Origin of the sequence: Variovorax boronicumulans (assembly GCF_040544675.1) — a bacterium.
Classification (GTDB): Bacteria; Pseudomonadota; Gammaproteobacteria; order Burkholderiales; family Burkholderiaceae_C; genus Variovorax; species Variovorax boronicumulans_D.
Genome location: NZ_JBEPKK010000021.1, coordinates 18,852 through 38,765, shown reverse-complemented (window position 1 = coordinate 38,765; position 19,914 = coordinate 18,852). Strand labels below are relative to the sequence as shown.

Here is a 19,914-nt window from a genome sequence, read left to right as displayed (position 1 = left end):
CGCATCGTCAGAGGCCCACGCTCTTCAGGCGCGCCGCCTGCTCCTGGAAGAGCTGCACCGGCTTTTTCTCGAACAGCGTCCACAGCCCCGCATAGGTCAGGCCGAAGAGCTGGTTGACCTCGTCCAGGTGGTTCTGGCGGTAGTCGCCCAGGTGCGTGCCCAGGCGTGTGCTGCACACGGCCAGCAGGCCGTCGTTGGTCTCGCCCGGAAAGGCGACCAGGCTCAGGCCGCCCATGGCCACGTCGCTGGCGTCGAGCGCATTGGTGAGCGGCATCGTGCCGGACCAGGAGTAGTAGCGCACGCCGTTCACTTCGGCCGGGCCGCTCTTCACGTCGCACGAGGAGCCGGGGGCAGGGCGGCCCTGGGGAAACCTGGCATCGAAGGCCGCGCCGCCGGCCGTGGTCAGCGAGTTGAGCGCGTTCAGCGGCACCTCGGGCAGCTGGCTCGGGTCCTTGCCCGACAGCGCGCCGATGAGCAGTGTGACCAGCTTCAGCGCCTTCGCGGCCACTGCTTCGGCGGCGCTGCCCTCGGGAATCTTGCGCAGGAGGTCCGCCACCTTCGATCCGCCATTGGCCCCGCCCACGGAGGTGACCGAGGCGACCAGCCCGGGCTCCACCGCCGCCACGTAGCGCGCGGTGGGCGCGCCCTGCGAATGGCCGATGAGGTTGAACTTGAGCGACGGATTGCCCGAGAGCGCCCGCAGGTTCTTCAGCTCCTGGATCAGCTGCTCGCCGCGGATCTCGGAGCTGTTGGCGCCGGAAACCTGGGCCACGAACACCTTCGCGCCCGCGCCGGCCAGGCTTTCGGGGATGCGATAGAAGTAGTCGACACCCAGCACGTTGTCGAAGCCGAAGAGGCCGTGCACCAGCACGATCGGGTTCTTGGTCTTCGCTTCGCTGGAGGTCACCCGGGCCTGCACCTGCGTGGGCGTGTCGCTGACGGCCGCCTGGCCCAGGCTCGCGGCCCCCGCGATGCAGCAGCAAAGCAGTGCGGCGCGCACCGGGCGGGCGGTGAGGCGCAACAGCCTCGATTTCCTTTGTCTCGGCATCTTTGTCATTCCTTTGTTTTCAGATAAAAACACGAACGTTCGATTTTTTATGGACGGCGCGCCCGCATTCTGTGAGGGTGTCCGCGCGGCCAAACTAGGGCTTTCCCGCGGACCGTTGCGAAGGACCTTAAAATCCACCCCCTCCCAAGGAGCGTTGCAGCAGTTCGCCAGGCGGGCTGTCAGGCTTGGGATTCCAAAACGACGCTCGCCTGTTTGTTCCTTTCGCAGGTGAGCCCATGGCCCAGACCCCCCAGATCTCCGTTCCCCCCATGAAGCTGTCCGGCCTCGAGCCGGTCGCCATCGGCGAGGGCACGCTGTTCGTCAACATCGGCGAGCGCACCAACGTCACCGGCTCCAAGGCCTTCGCGCGGATGATCCTGAACGGCCAGTTCGAAGAGGCCCTGGCCGTTGCGCGCCAGCAGGTGGAAAACGGCGCCCAGGTCATCGACATCAACATGGACGAGGCCATGCTCGACAGCAAGGTCGCGATGGTCCGCTTCCTGAACCTCATTGCCAGCGAGCCCGACATCGCGCGCGTGCCGGTGATGGTCGACAGCTCCAAGTGGGACGTGATCGAGGCGGGCCTGCGCTGCATCCAGGGCAAGGGCATCGTCAACTCCATCTCCATGAAGGAGGGCGTGGACAAGTTCAAGCACGAGGCCAAGCTGGTCAAGCGCTACGGCGCCGCCGCCGTGGTCATGGCCTTCGACGAGAAGGGCCAGGCCGACACCTATGCGCGCAAGATCGAAATCTGCGAGCGTGCCTACCGCGTGCTGGTGGACGAGGTGGGCTTTCCGCCCGAGGACATCATCTTCGACCCGAACATCTTCGCCATTGCCACCGGCATCGAGGAGCACGACAACTACGCGGTCGACTTCATCAACGCGGTGCGCTGGATCAAGCAGAACCTGCCGGGCGCGAAGGTGTCGGGCGGCGTGAGCAACGTGAGCTTCAGCTTCCGCGGCAACGACCCGATGCGCGAGGCCATCCACACCGTGTTCCTGTACCACGCGATCCAGGCGGGCATGGACATGGGCATCGTCAACGCCGGCATGGTCGGCGTGTACGACGACCTGGAGCCTGAACTCCGCGAGCGCGTGGAAGACGTGGTGCTCAACCGCCGCCCCGATGCCGGCGAGCGCCTCGTCGAAGTGGCCGAAACCGCCAAGAGCGGCGCCAAGGACGAGAGCAAGCGCCTCGAATGGCGCGGCACGCCCGAGCAGCCGGTGCACGTCAACCAGCGCCTCTCCCACGCGATGGTGCACGGCATCACCGACTTCATCGTGGAAGACACCGAAGAGGCCTACCAGCAGATCCTGGCGACGGGCGGCCGTCCGCTGCATGTGATCGAAGGCCCGCTCATGGACGGCATGAACATCGTGGGCGACCTGTTCGGCGCCGGCAAGATGTTCCTGCCGCAGGTGGTGAAGTCGGCGCGCGTGATGAAGTCGGCCGTGGCCCACCTGCTGCCCTACATCGAGGAAGAAAAGCTGCGCGACGAGGCCGCCGGCCGCGATGTGCGCACCAAGGGCAAGATCATCATCGCCACCGTGAAGGGCGACGTGCACGACATCGGCAAGAACATCGTCACCGTCGTGCTCCAGTGCAACAACTTCGAGGTGGTGAACATGGGCGTGATGGTCCCGTGCCACGAGATCCTGGCGCGGGCCAAGGTCGAGGGCGCGGACATCGTGGGCCTCTCGGGCCTCATCACGCCGAGCCTGGAAGAAATGCAGTACGTGGCCGGCGAGATGCAGCGCGACGACCATTTCCGCATCAAGAAGATCCCGCTCATGATCGGCGGCGCCACCACCAGCCGCGTGCACACGGCCGTGAAGATCGCGCCGCACTACGAAGGGCCGGTGGTCTACGTGCCCGATGCGTCGCGCAGCGTGAGCGTGGCGCAGTCGCTGCTGTCCGATCAGGCCACCGCGTACATCGACGAGATCAACGCCGACTACGACAAGGTGCGCCAGCAGCACGCCAACAAGAAGCAGGTGCCGATGTGGCCGCTGGCCAAGGCGCGCGCCAACAAGACGCCCATCGACTGGTCGAACTACGTGCCGCCTTGCCCCAAGTTCATCGGCCGCCGCGTGTTCAAGAACTTCGACCTCACCGAGCTCGCCAAGTACATCGACTGGGGCCCGTTCTTCCAGACCTGGGACCTGGCCGGCCCGTTCCCTGCGATCCTGAAGGATGAAGTCGTCGGCACCGAGGCCGTGCGCGTGTACGCCGACGGCCAGCGCATGCTCAAGCGCCTGATCGAGGGCCGCTGGCTCAGCGCGAGCGGCATCGTCGGTTTCTGGCCCGCCAACACGGTGAACGACGACGACATCGAGCTCTACACCGACGAGACGCGCAGCGAAGTCGCGCTCACCTGGTACGGCATGCGCCAGCAGACCGAAAAGCAGGCGATCGACGGCGTGATGCGCCCCAGCCGGTGCCTCGCCGACTTCGTCGCGCCAAAAGACAGCGGCCTGAAGGACTACGTGGGCGTGTTCGCCGTCACCGCGGGACTGGGCGTCGAGAAAAAAGAGAAGTACTTCATCGACGACCTGGACGACTACTCGGCCATCATGCTCAAGGCCCTGGCCGACCGGCTGGCCGAAGCCTTTGCCGAATCGCTGCACCACCGCGCGCGCACCGACCTCTGGGGCTACGCACCCGACGAGGGCCTCAGCAACGAGGACATGATCGGCGAGAAGTACCGCGGCATCCGCCCCGCGCCCGGCTACCCGGCCTGCCCCGACCACAGTGTGAAGCGGCCCATGTTCGACCTTCTGGCCTGCGCGGACATCGGCATGACCCTGACGGAAAGCCTCGCTATGATGCCCGCCGCCAGCGTCAGTGGCTTCTACCTGAGCCACCCCGATGCGACCTACTTCAACGTCGGCAAGATCGGGCACGACCAGTTGCAGGACCAGGCCGCGCGGCGCAAGGAGAGCGAGTCCGATCTGGAACGTCTGCTGGCGCCCAATCTTTGAACGTCCTTTGAACCTGCCGGCCGGCTCGGCCGCCCGGCCCCGGGAGTTGTTATTCAGAAGCTGATGTTTGCAGCCGCGCACTACGCGGCACTGGTGGTTTTCGTGATCGGCTGCTGGGGGTGGGGGCGCGGGGTGCTGGCTCGCTTGGCGCCGCCGCCGCGCCGCGACGCCTGGCTCGAAGCCGCGGTGGCGGTCGCGCTCGGCGTCGGGCTTTACATCTGCGCATTCCAGGCGCTGGCCATCTTCGGTGTGTTCAAGCCCGGCGCCACGCTGGCGCTGGTGGCGGCGGGTGTGGTCGTGGCCGGCTTGCAATTGCCGGGCTGGCTCCGCGAACGGCGTACCTTGTACGCCGGCGCCGCCGCCGCACCGTGGACCTACTTCGACCGCGTCGCGATGGTCGCGCTGGCGTTGGTCGCCTTGCCCGCGCTCATCGCGCCGCTCGCGCCGCCCGCCGCCTTCGACGAGCTGATGTACCACCTGCCCTACGCGCGCGAAGTCGCGCAGCAGGGCACGCTGGGCATCCACGAATGGCTGCGCTACCCCTGGTTTCCGTACAACTACAACCTGCTGTATGCCGCCGCCCTGCAGGTGGGCGACGACGTGCTGCCGCACTTTTTGAATGCGCTGGCGGGCGGGCTGTCGGTGGTGATGATCTACCGCCTCGGCATGCTGCACGCCAACCGGCTCACCGCCTGCATCGGCGCGGCCATCTGGCTGGGGCTCGGCGACTATTCGAACGCGCTGATCGACATGGGCGTGGCGCTCTTCGTGCTCACGGCCTGCGTGTCGCTGTGGTGGTGGCGCGAATCGCAGCCGGTGCACAGCGGCATTCGCTGGCTGGGCCTGGCCGCCTTCTGTCTCGGCGTGGCCGCGGGCTCCAAGTACCAGGCGCTGATCTTCATGCCGCTGGTGGCGCTGTTCGTGGTGTGGCACGAGCGCCGGCCCAAGGCCTGGGCGCTGGCGATGCTGTGCTTCCTGATTCCGTGCATCTACTGGTATGCGCGCAACGCCGTCATGACCGGCGACCCCTTCAACCCGATCGGCGCGCGCGTGTTCGGTTTCACCGAGTGGACGCCGGCCGACTACGTGCAGCAGCTGGCCGACGTGCGCGACCACGCCGAGATGCCCAACGCGCTGATCTGGTCGGTGTTTCTCGCGCCCTTCGGCGTGCTGTGGAAGCGCTCGGCCGCGGTGCGCGCCGCGGGCTGGTTCTGCCTCTACTCGGTGGTCGTGTGGGTCGTGACCTCGCGCTATCCGCGGTATCTGACGGCCTCGTTCCCGCTCCTGGCCCTGACGGCGGCCGTCGGATGGCAGGTGCTGTTCGGCTGGATCGTCGCAGGCGTGCGCCGCCTGTTCGGCATGAAGCCTGACACCGGCGAAGGCGTGCCTGAGCTCACCAACCGGCGCAGCTCGGCCCGCATGGGCGACTGGGTCGTGGTGCTGCTGCTGGCCGTGCTCGCGGCGGTGTCGGTGCGGCAGACCGCGGGCAAGGTCGCGATGATTTCGCCCACGGCGGAGAGCCGCGAGGCGTTTCTGCGCCAGCATGTGCCGGGCTACGCGGTGATGAACCAGCTGCGCCAGAACCCGACCGGCCGCGTCTACCAGATCGCGCTGAACGAGGCGATCTACTACGGCCCCAACCCGATATGGGGCGACACGCTCGGCCCCTGGCGCTATGCCGACTTTCTGCTGCTGCCGCCGGCCGAGATGGCGCGCAAGCTTGGCGGATTGGGCTTCACCGCCATCGTCATGCCGGGCAACCTCGTGCCTACGCTCACCACTCGCCCCGATTTCGACAAGCACTTCGCCCTGCTGTACGACCAGGACGGCAGCCGGGCCTACCGCATCCTTCCGACGTCCTCTTCATCGCCATGACCCACGCCGACGACACCCAGCGCCGAAGCGCCGCACCGCGCATCGCGGCGGTCATTCCGTGCTTCAACGAAGCGCTGGCGATCACGCAGGTGGTCGAGGGATTCCGCGCGTCCCTGCCGGCCGGCGCAGAGATCCACGTGTTCGACAACAACTCGACCGACGACACGGCGGCGGTCGCCCGCGCGGCCGGCGCCATCGTCACGCACGTGGCCGCGCCCGGCAAGGGCAATGTGGTGCGGCGCATGTTCGCCGACGTGGAGGCCGACATCTACGTGATGGTCGACGGCGACGCCACCTACGACACCGCCGCGGCGCCGCGCCTGATCCAGCGGCTGGTCGACGGCAACCTGGACATGGTGGTGGGCAACCGCGTGGACGACGGCCAGAACGCGCTCACCTACCGCGCCGGCCATCGCCTGGGCAACCGCATGCTCACCGGCGCGGTGGTGCAGCTGTTCGGCGGCGGCCTCACCGACATGCTCTCGGGCTACCGGGTGTTCTCGCGGCGCTACGCCAAGTCGTTCCCGGCGCTGTCGCGCGGCTTCGAGATCGAGACCGAGCTCACCGTGCACGCGCTCGAACTGCGCATGCCCTGGGCCGAGGAAACCACCGCCTACAGCACGCGCCCGGAGGGGTCGCACAGCAAGCTGTCGACCTACCGCGACGGCTGGCGCATCCTCAAGACCATCTGCAAGCTCTTCGTGAGCGAGCGGCCGCTGCAGTTCTTCTCGATCATTGCGGCGCTGCTTGCGGCGGCTGCGATCGCGCTGGTCTTTCCGCTGCTGCTGACCTACCTGCACACCGGCCTGGTGCCCCGGCTCCCCACGGCGGTGCTGGCAACCGGCTGCATGCTGGGCGCGATGCTGTCGATGGTCTGCGGCGTGGTGATGCACGCCATCAGGCTCGGCCGGCGCGAGGCCAAGCGGCTGCGCTACCTGGCGATACCGGGCGTGCGCCACTGCGCCGGGAAATGAAGCTGGGGCGCGAGTTCCTGTCGTTCGCCGCGGTCGGCGCGGCGGGCTTCGTGGTCGATGTGGCGGTGCTGTACCTGCTGGCGCCGCTCCTGGGTTGGTACGGCGCGCGGGTCGTGTCTTTCCTGGCGGCCGCCACGGCCACCTGGGCGCTGAACCGGCGCTACACCTTTGCCGATCGACGCGCCTCCGATGCGTCGGTGCTGCGCGAGTACCTGGGGTACCTGGTGACGATGCTGGGCGGCGCGGTCGTCAACTATGGCGCGTATGTGCTGGTGCTGCACTGGGCCAGCGGCGCATGGGCGCCGGCTGCCGGCGTGGCGTTGGGCAGCTGCGCGGGGCTGGTGGTGAACTTTCTGTCGGCGCGCTACCTGGTGTTTAGAGCGAAGTAACTGTCTTGCTCCCTCCCCTCCCGGGGGAGGGCAGGGGTGGGGCACGCTGCGCATCCATCGGGCGCTCTGCATGCCACCATCCCGACCTTCCCCCAGAGGGGGAAGGAGAAAGAAAAGCGCGCTGCTCAGTGTGCGCCCGACACCACCACCGGAATCTCGGTCGCAGGCGGCGTGTTGCGGCTGCGGCCGCAGCGCACGATGCCGTCGATCATCACCATGCCCACGCCCGGGATGTCGCCCAGCTGCACGCTTTCGAGCAGGCCCGGCGCGGGTGAATGCTGGGCGCGGTCCATGAAGACGAAGTCGGCGTCGCGGCCCACCTCGATCAGACCGCAGTTGAGCTTGCGGATCTTTGCCGTGTTGCCCGTCGCAAAGCAGAACACCAGCTCGGCCGGGATGTTCGCGATGGACGAGAGCATCGCCACCATGCGCAGGATGCCCAGGGGCTGCACGCCCGAGCCTGCGGGCCCGTCGGTGCCCAGGATCACGCGGTGCGGGCACTTGAGTTCAAGCGCCGCCTTGGCCGCGGCAATGGCGACTTTTTCGTTGCCGTTGTGCACGATCTCGATGGCGCGCGTGCTCTTCTCGCACAGCTCGCACACATGCGCCTCGGGCAGCGAGGTGTGGCCGCCGTTGATGTGGCCGATGATGTCGGCGTCGGCCTCCAGCACCACGTCCTTGTCGATCAGGCCCGAGCCCGGGATCGACGGGCCGCCCGTATGGATCGTGCTCTGGATGCCGTACTTGCGCGCCCAGGCCACCATTTCCTTGGCCTCGTAGCCGGCCTTGACCGAGCCGAGGCCCACTTCGCCCAGGAGGCCCACGCCGGCTTCGGCGAGCTCCTTGAAATCGCTCTCGACCATGCCCTTCTCGATGACCGGCGCGCCGGCCAGCACCTTCACGCCACCGGGGCGGAAGTTGTCGAAGGCGCGCTGCGCGGTGATGGCCAATGCCTTCAGGCCGACGATGTCCTTGGGGCGCCCCGGCAGGTGCACTTCGCCCGCGGAAATCATGGTCGTCACGCCGCCGTGCATGGTCGAATCGATCCAGCCGATCTGGCCCTGGCGCGGGGTCCAGTCGCCGAACACCGGGTGCACGTGGCTGTCGATGAGGCCTGGCGCGACGCAGGTTTTCTTCGCGTCGATGACGGTCTGGGCGCCTTCGAGGTCGCAGTCCTTTTCCTTGCCGACCGCGACGATCAGGCCGTCGTTCACCACGATGGTGTCGGCGTCCAGGATGGGCTTGTCGATGTCGCCCGAGAGCAGCAGCCCTATGTTCTTGATGACGACCTTGCCCGACCTTGCGCCGGCTGCGATTTCTGCCATTTGGTGTTGTCCTCGTCGTGGGGTGGGGGGCTGTCTTGCGGCGTGTCTGCGCGCACGGTGCGCAGCACGGTTTCGATCACGAAGTTTTCCCAGTGCGTGATCGCCTCCGGCGACTCCAGCGGCTCGCCGAGGAAGGCGGTGAGCGTGTGCCGGTTGGAGGTATAGAAATAGCCGGTGGAGGCGATCAGCAGGTAGATGTCGCGGGCCACCAGGTCCTTGCGGAACAGGCACTGTGCGCAGCCGCTGGCCAGGATTTCCGCAATGATCGCCACCGCCCGCGAGGAGTACTCGCGCGCCCGCAGCGACTTGGAGATGTGCCGGCCCTTGTGCAGGTTCTCGGTGTTCAGCAGCGTGACGAACTCGGGGTTCTTGCGGTAGTAGCCCAGCACGAAGCGGATCACTTCGGTGAGCGCCTGCACAGGGCGGCTCGCGTCGAGCGCGATGGCCGCCTCGGCATCGTCCATGCGCTGGTAGATGCCTTCGAGCACCGCAATGAAGAGGCCTTCCTTGCTGCCGAAGTAGTAATAGATCATCCGGTCGTACGACTTGGCGGCCTTGGAGATCTTCTCCACGCTGCCGCCGTCGTAGCCGTACCTGGCGAACACCTTGGTCGCCGACTTCAGGATGCTGTCGCGCGTGGCCTGCGCTGCGGCTTCGCGCACGCCGGTGCGGCGCTGGGGCCTGGTTGTTGCCTTGCTTGCCTTCGTGGCGGGGCGGCTGTCGGCCATCGTGCGCGCGGCGTCCCTGCTTACTTTTCCGCGAAGGCGCGTTCGACGACGAAGTCGCCGGGCGTGCTCGTGTTGCCTTCCTTGAAGCCGCGCTTCTCCAGGATGTGCTTCAGGTCCACCAAGAGGCCCGGGCTGCCGCACAGCATGACGCGGTCTTCCTCGACGTTCAGCGGGGGCAGGCCCAGGTCGTCGGTGAGCTTGTTGCTCTCGATCAGGTCGGTGATGCGGCCCTGGTTGCGGAACTCCTCGCGCGTGACGGTCGGGTAGTAGAGCAACTGCTTTTCGATCATCTCGCCCAGGATCTCGTGCTTGGGCAGGTGGTCGGTGACCAGGTCGTGATAGGCCAGCTCGTCGACCTGGCGCACGCCGTGCACCAGGATGACCTGCTCGAACTTCTCGTACGTCTCCGGGTCGCGGATGATGCTCATGAACGGTGCGAGGCCGGTGCCGGTGCCGAACAGGTAGAGGCGCTTGGCGGGCAGCGTGTAGTCGATGAGCAGCGTGCCGGTGGGCTTGCGGCCCACGATGATGGTGTCGCCCACCTGGATGTGCTGCAGCTTCGAGGTGAGCGGGCCGTCTTCGACCTTGATGCTCAGGAACTCGAGGTGCTCTTCGTAGTTGGGGCTCACGATGCTGTAGGCGCGCAGCAGGGGCTTGTTGTTGACCTTCAGGCCGATCATCGTGAAATGACCGTTCGAGAAGCGCAGCGCCGGGTCGCGCGTGGTGGTGAAGGTGAACAGGCGGTCGGTCCAGTGGTGGACGCTCAGGACGCGTTCTTCGCTGAATGCACTCATACGGAACTCAAGAGTTGGTTGAAGACAGGGAAAGGTGGCTGAGCCGATATGCACGCCTTTGGGGCGGCAGGCGTCGGCGGGCTGGCAACCCTCCATTGTCGTTGGTCGTAAAAACCCCGATGACCACCGCGAGAAAACACCATTGCAAGCATCGGGCCTGTTTGCTACATTGACCACGAATGTAGTGAACGCAACATGAAAGTGTAGGGAATGCTACACAAACGGCAGGCGGCGCACAAGCGGGGCTTGCGGCACGTTTGTTGCAAACCCCACCGAACCGGATTGCCCCGTTCACTTCACCCGACATCGCCCACGAGATCGCCCCGATGACCGAACACACCAAGACAGACGGATTGCCCGGCATGGACATGCCGATGCAATCCGCCGCCGCGGGCCACGCCTTCGGCAAGGCCCCGCCGCGCAGCGAGAAGATGAGCACCGCCAAGGTCGAGTGCAACGCCTGCCCGGTGCTGTGCCAGATCTCCGACGGCCGCACCGGCGCCTGCGACCGCTATGCCAATCGCGAGGGCGTGCTGGTGCGCGTCGACCCCGTGGTCCTGCTGCGCCGCGCCATTGCAAGCGAGGCGCCCGCGCTGGTGCCCTTCGACCGGCCGGCCGCCGAAAAGAGCGAAGTGATCGAAGCCGGCGGCCCCGACTGGAACGGCGACCTGCTGCACGCCGACGAAGTCTTCGTCACCGGCGTGGGCTCGTCCACCACCTACCCCGACTACAAGCCGGCGCCGTTCATCGTGGCCTCGAAGGCCCAGGGCGTGGACATGGTCACCGTCGTCACCGAAGGCATCTTCAGCTACTGCAGCTTCAAGGTGAAGATCGACACCGACCGCTTCCTCGGCTCCGAGCAGGCCAACGTGCGCTACCGCGGCGAGGTCGTCGGCCACGTCACCACGGCCGAGTACGGCTCGCAGATGCTGTCGCTCGGCGGCGTGCACCACCTCACCGGCGGCAGCAAGAAGGAGGGCCGTATGACAGCCGAACTCATGCAGCTGCTGGGCAACAAGAAGGCGGTGGAGTGCACCATCGACGGCGGCTCCACCCTCGTGATCCAGGCCGGCAAGGCGCCCATCGTCAACGGCGTCGAAGAGCAGCGCATGCGCGTGGGCTGCGGCTCGGCGGCTGTGGGCATCTTCGCGCGCCAGTTCGCGGGCGTGGCCGACGAAGTGGTGGTGGTCGACGACCACATCACCGGCGTGCTCACCGAACACCAGGCCGGCCGGTGCCTGGACATGGCGCCCTCGGGCATCCAGATGCTGGGGCGCAAATCCACGCCGGGACGCTACTTTCAGGTGGCGAACCCGGGCAACGGCTGGGGCGGCACCGACATCGCCGATCCGCTCGCGATCATCGAAGGCTGGGAAGAGGGCGTCGCGCGCCCGGGCCTGCGATTGCTCATGACCTCGACCACCGGCGAGCACGCGCAGTGGTACGTGCTCGACGAGGCACTGAAACCCGTCGAGCAGCAGATGCCCGCCGAAGTGAAGCGCATCGTCGATCGCATCGGCGAGAACTGCGAGCCGTCGCTGTGCACCGTGCTGTTCCTCGGCGGCGCGGGCGGCAGCCTGCGCGCCGGCGTCACCGAAAACCCGGTGCTGCTGACGCGCGCCATCAAGCGCGCGCTGGTCAATGTCACCTGCGGCGGCGCGCCTGCCTATGTGTGGCCTGGCGGCGGCATCACCGTGATGGCCGACGTCATGCGCATGCCCGACAACAGCTTCGGCACCGTGCCCACGCCGGCCATCGTGGCGCCCATCGAGTTCAGCATGTGCCGCGACGACTACGAGGCGCTCGGCGGCCACATGGAACACATCTTTTCGCTCGAGCAGGCGCTCGCGCGCGGTGCGTGGCAGGACGACGGCGCGCCGCTCGCGCGCCAATGGCTCGTGATGGACGACGCCAACCCGTGGCCGCTCGGCCACGCCCCGATGCTGGGCTGAACGAACCATGTCCGCCCAACGCAGTGCGCTCGACAGCAATCGCTGGCACTTCAACCACGGCCCGATCGACATCGTGGCCGAGGCGCACGGCGACCCCTATGCCGTCGCGGCCGCGCACGACGCGGCCTGGGCGCGCTTTGTCCATGTGCTCGACGAACTGGTGCGCGAGCTGCCGCTGCTGCGCCTGCCGGTGACCGACAAGCTTCGCCCGCGCGGCGTGGTTGGCCAGCGCATGTGGGACGCCTGCGCTGCGTTCTCGCCGATGTTCATCACGCCGATGGCGGCCGTGGCCGGCTCGGTGGCGCAGGAGCTGGTCGCGTTCTACGACCGCCCCGGCATCGAGCGCGCCTGGATCAACAACGGCGGCGACATCGCGCTGCATCTCGCCCCCGGCCAGTCGGCGCGCGTGGGTGTGTTCGCCGACATCGCGCGCTTCGACTGGCGCAGCCACGGCGACAGTGGCGATCTGCTCACCACCGATGGTCAATTCGAGCTCCATGCGGCGCAGCCGGTGCGCGGCGTCGCCACCAGCGGCTGGCGCGGACGCAGCTTTTCGCTGGGCATCGCCGACAGCGTGACGGTGCTGGCCGCCACCGCCGCGCAGGCCGACGCCGCAGCCACCGTGATCGCCAACGCCGTCGATGTCGACGACGCACTGATCCAGCGGCGCATCGCCAGCGAATGCAAGGACGACAGCGACCTGGGCGAGGCCCTGGTCACCGTGGACGTGCCGCCGCTCGCACCGTCGCAGGTAAAAAGTGCACTCGATACGGGCGCGATATGCGCCAAGGTCCTGCAAAAAGGCGGGCTCGTGTGGGCCGTTCTCATCGTTTGCCAGGGGCAGTGGCGACTTGTTGCGCCCTTATGCTCGAAGTCGCTGCCAAGCGTGCAGCCGAAGTCGGTTGGTTCAGTATTTGCTTAACGAAAAGCAAGGTTCTTTTTCATGATCGATATCCGTCGCGTCTTCACCCATGTCGAGCACATCCACCACGAGTTCGGTCCGCGTGCCGACACCCCGTTGGTGCGCGGTGCCATCGGCGCGGTGCTGACCAATCCCTTCGCGGGCCGCTACGAGCCCGACATCCTGCCGATGATGGCGCTGCTGGACCCCGTGGGCGTGGACATGGCGCACAAGCTGCACGCCGCCATGGACGTGCCGCTGGAGCAGATCGCCACCTACGGCAAGGGCGCCATCGTGGGTGCCGACGGCGAGCTGGAGCATGGTGCGCTCTGGCATGTGCCCGGCGGCTACGCCATGCGCGAACTGCTGGGCTGGAAGGGCAGCCGCGTCGCCTACACCCAGGGCGTGGCCGAAGAAAAAAGCGGCCAGCCCGCCAACGCACTTTCCATCGTGCCCTCGACCAAGAAGGTTGGGCCGCCCGGCGCCTCGCTCGACGTGCCGCTCACCAACATCAACGCGAGCTACGTGCGCGGCCAGTTCGACGCCATCGAGGTGCGCGTGCCCGGCGCACCGGCGGCCGACGAGATCGTCTTCATCCTCGCGATGAGCACCGGCTACCGCGTGCACGCCCGCGTCGGCGGCCTGCTCGCGAAAGACATCAGCAAGTGGGACGGCCTGCGCTGATCCCACGCACACAGAGACAAGACAAGGAACAAGCACAACATGACCGCCAACATCCGCAAGCTCGTCATCCAGGTCGATGAGGTCCGCAAGGAAATGGGTAAGGACGTGACCCCGCCCACGCGCCGCGCCGTCGCCATCGCCGTGATCGAGAACCCCTACGCCGGCCGTTACAGCGAGAACCTCGACGAACTCATCGCCATCGGCGAAGAACTCGGCGCCCTGCTCGGCCAGAAGGCCGTCAAGGCGCTAGGCATCGAGCCCGGCCAGGCGCAGAGCTACGGCAAGGCCGCCATCGTCGGCGAGCGCGGCGAGCTCGAACATGCGGCCGCCATCCTGCACCCCAAGCTCGGCGCGCCGCTGCGCGTGGCGGTCGAGAAAGGTGCGGCGCTCGTGCCTTCGGCCAAGAAGCAGGGCACGCTGGGCACCGCCATCGACGTGCCGCTCGGCCATAAAGATGCCGCCTTCGTGCGCAGCCACTTCGACGCCATCGAGGCCCGTGTGTCCGATGCGCCGCGCGCCAACGAAATCGTGGTCGCCGTGGCCGTCACCGACAGCGGCCGTCCGCTGCCGCGCGTCGGCGGCCTCCAGGCCGGCGACATCAAGGGGGAAGACGGTCTTCGCTGACCGCCCTTCGCACCATCACCCAATCCGTGTTTTCCGTTCGAACCCCAAGGAGCTTCCCGATGATTCCACTACGCCATGTCTTCTGCGCCGCTTCCGTCGTCACGCTGGCCACTGCAGCCCTCGTCCCCGCGCATGCGCAGGGTGTGATCAAGATCGGCGAAATCAACAGCTACAAGGCGCAGCCCGCCTTCCTGGAGCCCTACAAGAAGGGCATGGAGCTCGCGGTCGACGAGATCAACGCCAAGGGCGGGGTCAACGGCCGGAAGATCGAGCTCATCAGCCGCGACGACAACGCCAACCCCGGCGATGCGGTGCGCGTGGCCGAAGAGCTCATCTCGCGCGAGAAGATCGACGTGCTGGCCGGCGCCTTCCTGTCGAACACCGGCCTGGCGCTCACCGACTTCGCCAAGCAAAAGAAGTTCTTCTACCTGGCTGCCGAGCCGCTCACCGACAAGATCGTCTGGAGCAACGGCAACAAGTACACCTACCGCCTGCGCCCCTCGACCTACATGCAGGTCGCGATGCTGGTGCCCGAGGCCGCCAAGCTCAAGAAGAAGCGCTGGGCGATCGTGTACCCCAACTACGAATACGGCCAGTCGTCGGTCGCCACCTTCAAGACCCTGCTGAAGGCCGCGCAGCCCGATGTCGAGTTCGTCGCCGAGCAGGCCCCGCCGCTGGGCAAGGTCGACTCCGGCAGCGTGGTCCAGGCGCTGGCCGATGCCAAGCCCGACGCGATCTTCAACGTGCTCTTCGGCGCCGACCTCTCCAAGTTCGTGCGCGAAGGCAACACGCGCGGCCTCTTCAAGGACCGTGAAGTGGTGAGCGTGCTGACCGGCGAGCCCGAGTACCTCGACCCGCTGAAGGACGAGGCGCCCAACGGCTGGATCGTGACCGGCTATCCGTGGAACGGCGTCAAGACGCCCGAGCACAAGGCCTTCCTCGATGCCTACCAGGCCAAGTTCAAGGACTATCCGCGCCTGGGTTCGGTGGTCGGCTACAGCGCCATCCACTCGATCGCGGCCGGCATCAAGAAGGCCGGCAGCACCGACACCGAGAAGCTCGCCGCCGCCTTCAAGGGCCTGCAGGTCGATACGCCCTTCGGCAAGATCAGCTACCGCGCGCAGGACAACCAGTCCACCATGGGTGCGTACGTGGGCAAGACCAAGAACGACAACGGCAAGGGCGTGATGGTCGACTACGTCTACCTCGACGGTGCCAAGTTCCAGCCCACCGACGAAGAAGTGAAGAGGATGCGCCCCGCAGACTGACCGTTGCTCGCCCCCAGGCTGCGCGCACTTCGTGTCGCTTCGCCAACCCCCTACCGGGGGCGGGCCGGCCGCTTCGGGCGGCCGCGCGCGGCGGCCCTCGCGAATGAATACCGCGTCCACCAAGGATTTTTGAATGAGCTTTTCAGGCTTCGTTGTTCAGTTGCTCAACGGGTTGGCCGGTGCGTCCTCGCTTTTCCTCGTGGCGGCCGGCTTGTCGTTGATCTTCGGCGTGACGCGCATCGTCAACTTCGCCCATGGATCGTTTTTCATGGTCGGCATCTATGTCGCGTACACGCTCGTCGACAAGCTGGGTTCGAGCCTGGGCTTCTGGCCTGCGCTGCTGATCGCGGCGCTGGCGGTCGGCGTGCTGGGCGCGCTGATCGAGGTGCTGCTGCTGCGCCGCATCTACAAGGCGCCCGAGCTGTTCCAGCTGCTGGCCACCTTCGCATTGGTGCTGGTCATCAAGGATGCGGTGCTGTGGCTCTGGGGGCCTGACGAGCTGCTCGGCCCGCGCGCGCCGGGCCTCAAGGGCTCGGTCGAAATCCTCGGCCGGCAGTTTCCGTCCTACGACCTGTTCCTGATCGTCGTCGGCCCGCTGGTGCTGGGCCTGGTGTGGCTGCTGCTCACCCGCACGCGCTTCGGCACGCTGGTGCGGGCCGCCACGCAAGACCGCGAGATGGTCAGCGCCCTGGGCGTGAACCAGGCATGGCTCTTCACCGCCGTGTTCGCGCTCGGCGCCCTGCTCGCCGGCCTGGGTGGCGCATTGCAACTGCCGCGCGAACCTGCCACGCTGGAAATGGACCTCAACACCATCGGCGCAGCCTTCGTGGTGGTGGTGGTCGGCGGCATGGGCTCGCTGCCGGGCGCCTACGTGGCGGCGCTTCTCATCGCCGAGATCAAGGCGGTGTGCATCTGGCTTGGCGTGGTGCAGATCTTCGGTGTCGACGTGTCCTTTTCCAAGCTCACGCTGATGGTCGACTTTCTGGTGATGGCCATCGTGCTGGTGTGGCGCCCGTGGGGCCTGATGGGCCGGCCGCAGGCGCCCAGCCGCTACGTGGGCATGCAGGAAGAACCGCTGCGCCCGGCCAGCAATGCCTACCTGGTCGCGGCCGCGGTGCTGGGGCTGATGCTCGCGGTGCTGCCGCTGCTCACCGTGAACTCGCCCTACACGATGGTGCTGATGATCGACCTGCTGATCGCCGCGCTGTTCGCCACCAGCCTGCACTTCATCATGGGCCCCGCCGGCATGCACTCCTTCGGCCATGCCGCGTACTTCGGCCTGGGTGCCTACGGCGCGGCGCTGCTGGTGCGCTCGCTGCACCTGCCGATGGAAGTCGCGCTGGTCGTCGCGCCTGCCGTGGCCGCGCTCGGCGCGCTGGTGTACGGCTGGTTCGCGGTGCGGCTCTCGGGTGTGTACCTTGCGATGCTCACCTTGGCTTTCGCGCAGATCACCTGGGCCATCACCTACCAGTGGGACAGCTTCACCGGCGGCAGCAACGGCCTGACGGGCGTGTGGCCTTCCGAGTGGCTGTCGAACAAGCAGGCCTACTACTGGCTCACGCTGGTGCTCGTGGGCGCGGGCGTGTGGTGGCTGCGCCGCGTGCTGTTCTCGCCCTTCGGCTATGCGCTGCGCGCGGGCCGCGACTCGGTGCTGCGCGCCGACGCCATCGGCATCGACGTCAAGCGCATGCAGTGGATGGCCTTCGTCATCGCCGGCACGGTGGCAGGCCTGGCCGGCTCGCTCTATGCGTTCTCCAAGGGCAGCATCTCGCCCGAGAGCCTGTCGGTGGGCAAGTCGGTCGACGGCCTGGTGATGGTGCTGCTGGGCGGCATCCAGACCCTGGCCGGGCCGGTGGTCGGCGCCGTCACCTTCACCTGGCTGCACGACACCGTGGCACGCAACACCGACTACTGGCGCGCGATGCTCGGCGCCATCATCCTCATCCTGGTGCTTCTGTTCCCGCAGGGCATCGCGGGCTCCATCAAGCAACTGGCCGACCGCTGGCGCGCACCGAAGAATGAAACCGCTGAAGCAGATGCCAAGCTCAAGGAGGTGAAGGCATGAGCCTCCTCAAAGTCGACAACCTCGGCAAGTCTTTCGGCGGTGTAAAGGCCGTGGACGGCATCAGCTTCGAGCTGCCCGCCGGCGAGCTGCTCGCGCTCATCGGCCCCAACGGCGCGGGCAAGTCCACCACCTTCAACATGGTCAACGGCCAGCTCAAGGCCGACCAGGGTTCCATCACGCTCGACGGCCACGAGCTCGTGGGCCGCAAGCCGCGCGAGATCTGGCGCAAGGGCGTGGGCCGCACCTTCCAGATCGCCGAAACCTTTGCCTCGCTCACGGTGGTCGAGAACGTGCAGATGGCCCTGCTCTCGCACGATGGCAAGCTGTTCTCGATGTGGCGCCGCGCGGCCGACCACAAGCGCGACGAAGCGCTCGCATTGCTCGACCAGGTCGGCATGAAGTCGCAGGCCGACCGGCCCTGCAGCGTGCTGGCGTACGGCGACGTGAAGCGCGTCGAGCTCGCCATCGCGATGGCCAATTCGCCCAAGCTGCTCCTGATGGACGAGCCCACCGCCGGCATGGCGCCCCAGGAGCGCAACTCGCTCATGGCGCTGACCAAGGACCTCGTCATCCAGCGCGGCATGGCCGTGCTCTTCACCGAGCACAGCATGGACGTGGTGTTCGCGTATGCCGACCGCATGATCGTGCTCGCGCGCGGACGCCTCATCGCGCAGGGCAGGCCGCTGGAAATCCGCGACCATCCGAAAGTGCAGGAGGTGTACTTCGGCAGCGGCAAGACATTCGAGAAGATCGCGGAAAAAGCCGCAGCGCTGGGAGTGAACGGATGAGCACGCACGAACCTCTGTTGCAAGCCAAGTCGCTGTGCGCCTGGTACGGCGCCGCGCAGATTCTTTATGACGTCGACCTGGAAGTGCGGCGCGGCGAAGTCGTCGCGCTCATGGGCCGCAACGGCGCGGGCAAGTCGACCACGCTGAAGGCGCTGATCGGCATGCTGGCCAAGCGCCGCGGCGCGGTGCACTTCCTGGGCCACGACATCTCGAAGAGCGAGCCGCACCATGCGGGGCGGCTGGGCCTGGGCTTCGTGCCCGAAGACCGCCGCGTGTTCACCGACCTCACGGTGATGGAGAACCTCGAAGTCGGCAAGCAGCCCGCGCGCCAATGGGCCGACGGCACCCCGGCGCCGGTGTGGACGCCCGAGCGCCTGTTCAAGCTGTTCCCCAACCTCGGCGAAATGCCCAACCGCCCCGGCGGCCGCATGAGCGGCGGCGAGCAGCAGATGCTCACCGTGGCTCGCACGCTGATGGGCAACCCGTACCTGGTGCTGCTGGACGAACCCTCCGAAGGCGTGGCGCCGGTCATCGTCGAGCAGATGGCCCACATGATCCTGGAGCTCAAGGCGCAGGGCGTGAGCATCCTGCTGTCCGAGCAGAACATGCACTTCGCCGAACTGGTGTCCGACCGGGCCTATGTGCTGGAGAAGGGCCAGATCCGCTATCACGCCACGATGGCCGAACTGGCGGCCAACGAGGAAGTGCGCCGCGCCTATCTCAGCGTCTGATCGATTCTCTCAACCTCACCGGAGTCCACACCATGCATCGCAGAACCGTATTGAAGTCCGCCGCTGCCCTCGGGCTCATGAGTGGCCTCGGCAGCTTTGGCTTCCCGGCCTTCGCCGCCGGCAAGATCAAGCCCGGGAGCAAGGCCGCGCTGATCGTGGTCGATGTGCAGAACTGCTTTCTCGACGGCGGCACGCTCGCGGTGAAGGGCGGCAACGAAGTGATTCCGGTCATCAACGGCCTCGCCTCCGCGTTCGAGAACATCGTGGTCACGCAGGACTGGCACACGGCGGGCCACGCGTCCTTCGCGAGCACCTACTCGGGCAAGAAGCCTTTCGAGACCACCAAGCTCAACTACGGCACGCAGGTGCTGTGGCCCGACCACTGCGTGCAGGGCACCGACGACGCCGCGCTCGGCAAGGACCTGAAGGTGCCGACCGCACAGCTCATCATCCGCAAGGGCTTCCATAAAGACATGGACAGCTACTCCGCGTTCGAGGAAGCCGACCACAAGACGGCCACGGGCCTGGCCGGGTATCTGAAGGCGCGTGGCATCAAGACCGTGTTCGTCACCGGCCTGGCCACCGACTTCTGTGTGGCCTGGACCGCGATGGACGCGCGCAAGGCCGGCTTCGAAGCCTATGTGATCGAAGACGCCACGCGCGGCATCGACCTGAACGGCTCGCTGGCCGCGGCCTGGAAGCAGATGACGGCCAAGGGCGTCAAGCGCATCCAGTCGGCGGACATCCAGGGCGCCTGAACGCGCGGCCTCCCCACACCCACACA

17 protein-coding genes and 1 riboswitch are annotated in these 19,914 nt (G+C 67.0%); of the genes, 13 read left to right on the top strand and 4 right to left on the bottom strand.

Annotated elements, in window-relative coordinates; translation table 11 throughout:
• Window positions 1-7: 7 nt before the first annotated feature.
• Window positions 8-1,048: a lipase family alpha/beta hydrolase gene (locus tag ABIC90_RS25535; protein WP_354359207.1), complete on the bottom strand. Its 1,041-nt coding sequence runs from the start codon at window positions 1,046-1,048 to the stop codon at window positions 8-10.
• Window positions 1,049-1,188: 140 nt separating this feature from the next.
• Window positions 1,189-1,262, top strand: a riboswitch (S-adenosyl-L-homocysteine riboswitch).
• Between the two features lie 22 nt (window positions 1,263-1,284).
• Between ABIC90_RS25535 and metH the strand changes: the two genes are divergently transcribed.
• The 4 genes from metH (at window position 1,285) to ABIC90_RS25515 (ending at window position 7,270) form a co-directional block, all read left to right on the top strand.
• Window positions 1,285-4,032 (top strand): methionine synthase, encoded by a 2,748-nt coding sequence (gene metH, locus ABIC90_RS25530; RefSeq protein WP_354359205.1) that lies wholly within the window; start codon window positions 1,285-1,287, stop codon window positions 4,030-4,032.
• A gap of 63 nt (window positions 4,033-4,095) precedes the next feature.
• Window positions 4,096-5,907 (top strand): ArnT family glycosyltransferase, encoded by a 1,812-nt coding sequence (locus ABIC90_RS25525; RefSeq protein WP_354359203.1) that lies wholly within the window; start codon window positions 4,096-4,098, stop codon window positions 5,905-5,907.
• Entirely contained in the window at window positions 5,904-6,881 is a 978-nt protein-coding gene (locus tag ABIC90_RS25520) for a glycosyltransferase (RefSeq protein ID WP_354359201.1), read from the top strand. The genes ABIC90_RS25525 and ABIC90_RS25520 overlap by 4 nt, the downstream gene beginning before the upstream one ends.
• Window positions 6,878-7,270 carry a GtrA family protein gene (locus ABIC90_RS25515; RefSeq protein WP_354359199.1) on the top strand — a complete coding sequence of 131 codons (393 nt, stop codon included), beginning with the start codon at window positions 6,878-6,880 and terminating at the stop codon, window positions 7,268-7,270. The genes ABIC90_RS25520 and ABIC90_RS25515 overlap by 4 nt, the downstream gene beginning before the upstream one ends.
• A 125-nt stretch (window positions 7,271-7,395) precedes the next feature.
• Here ABIC90_RS25515 and ABIC90_RS25510 read toward each other — a convergent pair whose 3' ends face one another.
• Genes ABIC90_RS25510 through ABIC90_RS25500 form a run of 3 tightly spaced genes read right to left on the bottom strand, consistent with a single transcriptional unit; the run spans window position 7,396 to window position 10,117 of the window.
• Window positions 7,396-8,595, bottom strand: coding sequence for an amidohydrolase family protein (locus tag ABIC90_RS25510; protein WP_354359197.1), 1,200 nt, complete (start codon window positions 8,593-8,595; stop codon window positions 7,396-7,398).
• Window positions 8,541-9,323 (bottom strand): TetR family transcriptional regulator, encoded by a 783-nt coding sequence (locus ABIC90_RS25505; RefSeq protein ID WP_354359195.1) that lies wholly within the window; start codon window positions 9,321-9,323, stop codon window positions 8,541-8,543. Before ABIC90_RS25505 ends, ABIC90_RS25510 begins: the two co-directional genes overlap by 55 nt.
• Window positions 9,324-9,343: 20 nt before the next feature.
• On the bottom strand, window positions 9,344-10,117 hold the full coding sequence (locus tag ABIC90_RS25500) for a ferredoxin--NADP reductase (RefSeq protein ID WP_206176629.1): 774 nt from the start codon (window positions 10,115-10,117) through the stop codon (window positions 9,344-9,346).
• Window positions 10,118-10,443: 326 nt separating this feature from the next.
• Here ABIC90_RS25500 and ABIC90_RS25495 point away from each other — a divergent pair, with 326 nt between their 5' ends.
• The 9 genes from ABIC90_RS25495 to pncA all read left to right on the top strand — a co-directional run bounded on the left by ABIC90_RS25495 (window position 10,444) and on the right by pncA (window position 19,888).
• The gene (locus ABIC90_RS25495) at window positions 10,444-12,069 is read left to right on the top strand and encodes a 6-hydroxynicotinate reductase (RefSeq protein ID WP_354359193.1); all 1,626 of its coding nucleotides are present in this window, start codon (window positions 10,444-10,446) and stop codon (window positions 12,067-12,069) included.
• A 7-nt stretch (window positions 12,070-12,076) separates the two neighbouring features.
• Window positions 12,077-12,991 carry a UPF0280 family protein gene (locus tag ABIC90_RS25490; RefSeq protein WP_354359191.1) on the top strand — a complete coding sequence of 305 codons (915 nt, stop codon included), beginning with the start codon at window positions 12,077-12,079 and terminating at the stop codon, window positions 12,989-12,991.
• A gap of 21 nt (window positions 12,992-13,012) precedes the next feature.
• Complete coding sequence (locus ABIC90_RS25485) at window positions 13,013-13,654, top strand: amino acid synthesis family protein (RefSeq protein WP_354359189.1); 642 nt, start codon at window positions 13,013-13,015, stop codon at window positions 13,652-13,654.
• Between the two features lie 39 nt (window positions 13,655-13,693).
• Window positions 13,694-14,278, top strand: coding sequence for an amino acid synthesis family protein (locus tag ABIC90_RS25480; RefSeq protein WP_354359187.1), 585 nt, complete (start codon window positions 13,694-13,696; stop codon window positions 14,276-14,278).
• Between the two features lie 59 nt (window positions 14,279-14,337).
• On the top strand, window positions 14,338-15,546 hold the full coding sequence (locus tag ABIC90_RS25475) for an ABC transporter substrate-binding protein (RefSeq protein WP_354359185.1): 1,209 nt from the start codon (window positions 14,338-14,340) through the stop codon (window positions 15,544-15,546).
• Between the two features lie 133 nt (window positions 15,547-15,679).
• Entirely contained in the window at window positions 15,680-17,611 is a 1,932-nt protein-coding gene (locus tag ABIC90_RS25470) for an ABC transporter permease (RefSeq protein ID WP_354359183.1), read from the top strand.
• Window positions 17,608-18,399, top strand: coding sequence for an ABC transporter ATP-binding protein (locus ABIC90_RS25465; protein ID WP_354359181.1), 792 nt, complete (start codon window positions 17,608-17,610; stop codon window positions 18,397-18,399). The genes ABIC90_RS25470 and ABIC90_RS25465 overlap by 4 nt, the downstream gene beginning before the upstream one ends.
• The gene (locus tag ABIC90_RS25460; RefSeq protein WP_354359179.1) at window positions 18,396-19,130 is read left to right on the top strand and encodes an ABC transporter ATP-binding protein; all 735 of its coding nucleotides are present in this window, start codon (window positions 18,396-18,398) and stop codon (window positions 19,128-19,130) included. The genes ABIC90_RS25465 and ABIC90_RS25460 overlap by 4 nt, the downstream gene beginning before the upstream one ends.
• Window positions 19,131-19,162: 32 nt before the next feature.
• The gene (gene pncA, locus ABIC90_RS25455; protein WP_354359177.1) at window positions 19,163-19,888 is read left to right on the top strand and encodes a bifunctional nicotinamidase/pyrazinamidase; all 726 of its coding nucleotides are present in this window, start codon (window positions 19,163-19,165) and stop codon (window positions 19,886-19,888) included.
• Window positions 19,889-19,914: the final 26 nt, after the last annotated feature.

Coding starts and splice junctions, on each gene's coding strand:
- ABIC90_RS25510 (WP_354359197.1), bottom strand. CDS start 8,595: ATGGCAGAAATCGCAGCCGGCGCAAGGTCGGGCAAGGTCGTCATCAAG.
- pncA (WP_354359177.1), top strand. CDS start 19,163: ATGCATCGCAGAACCGTATTGAAGTCCGCCGCTGCCCTCGGGCTCATG.
- ABIC90_RS25470 (WP_354359183.1), top strand. CDS start 15,680: ATGAGCTTTTCAGGCTTCGTTGTTCAGTTGCTCAACGGGTTGGCCGGT.
- ABIC90_RS25515 (WP_354359199.1), top strand. CDS start 6,878: ATGAAGCTGGGGCGCGAGTTCCTGTCGTTCGCCGCGGTCGGCGCGGCG.
- ABIC90_RS25480 (WP_354359187.1), top strand. CDS start 13,694: ATGACCGCCAACATCCGCAAGCTCGTCATCCAGGTCGATGAGGTCCGC.
- metH (WP_354359205.1), top strand. CDS start 1,285: ATGGCCCAGACCCCCCAGATCTCCGTTCCCCCCATGAAGCTGTCCGGC.
- ABIC90_RS25495 (WP_354359193.1), top strand. CDS start 10,444: ATGACCGAACACACCAAGACAGACGGATTGCCCGGCATGGACATGCCG.
- ABIC90_RS25465 (WP_354359181.1), top strand. CDS start 17,608: ATGAGCCTCCTCAAAGTCGACAACCTCGGCAAGTCTTTCGGCGGTGTA.
- ABIC90_RS25490 (WP_354359191.1), top strand. CDS start 12,077: ATGTCCGCCCAACGCAGTGCGCTCGACAGCAATCGCTGGCACTTCAAC.
- ABIC90_RS25520 (WP_354359201.1), top strand. CDS start 5,904: ATGACCCACGCCGACGACACCCAGCGCCGAAGCGCCGCACCGCGCATC.
- ABIC90_RS25475 (WP_354359185.1), top strand. CDS start 14,338: ATGATTCCACTACGCCATGTCTTCTGCGCCGCTTCCGTCGTCACGCTG.
- ABIC90_RS25485 (WP_354359189.1), top strand. CDS start 13,013: ATGATCGATATCCGTCGCGTCTTCACCCATGTCGAGCACATCCACCAC.
- ABIC90_RS25525 (WP_354359203.1), top strand. CDS start 4,096: ATGTTTGCAGCCGCGCACTACGCGGCACTGGTGGTTTTCGTGATCGGC.
- ABIC90_RS25505 (WP_354359195.1), bottom strand. CDS start 9,323: ATGGCCGACAGCCGCCCCGCCACGAAGGCAAGCAAGGCAACAACCAGG.
- ABIC90_RS25500 (WP_206176629.1), bottom strand. CDS start 10,117: ATGAGTGCATTCAGCGAAGAACGCGTCCTGAGCGTCCACCACTGGACC.
- ABIC90_RS25535 (WP_354359207.1), bottom strand. CDS start 1,048: ATGCCGAGACAAAGGAAATCGAGGCTGTTGCGCCTCACCGCCCGCCCG.
- ABIC90_RS25460 (WP_354359179.1), top strand. CDS start 18,396: ATGAGCACGCACGAACCTCTGTTGCAAGCCAAGTCGCTGTGCGCCTGG.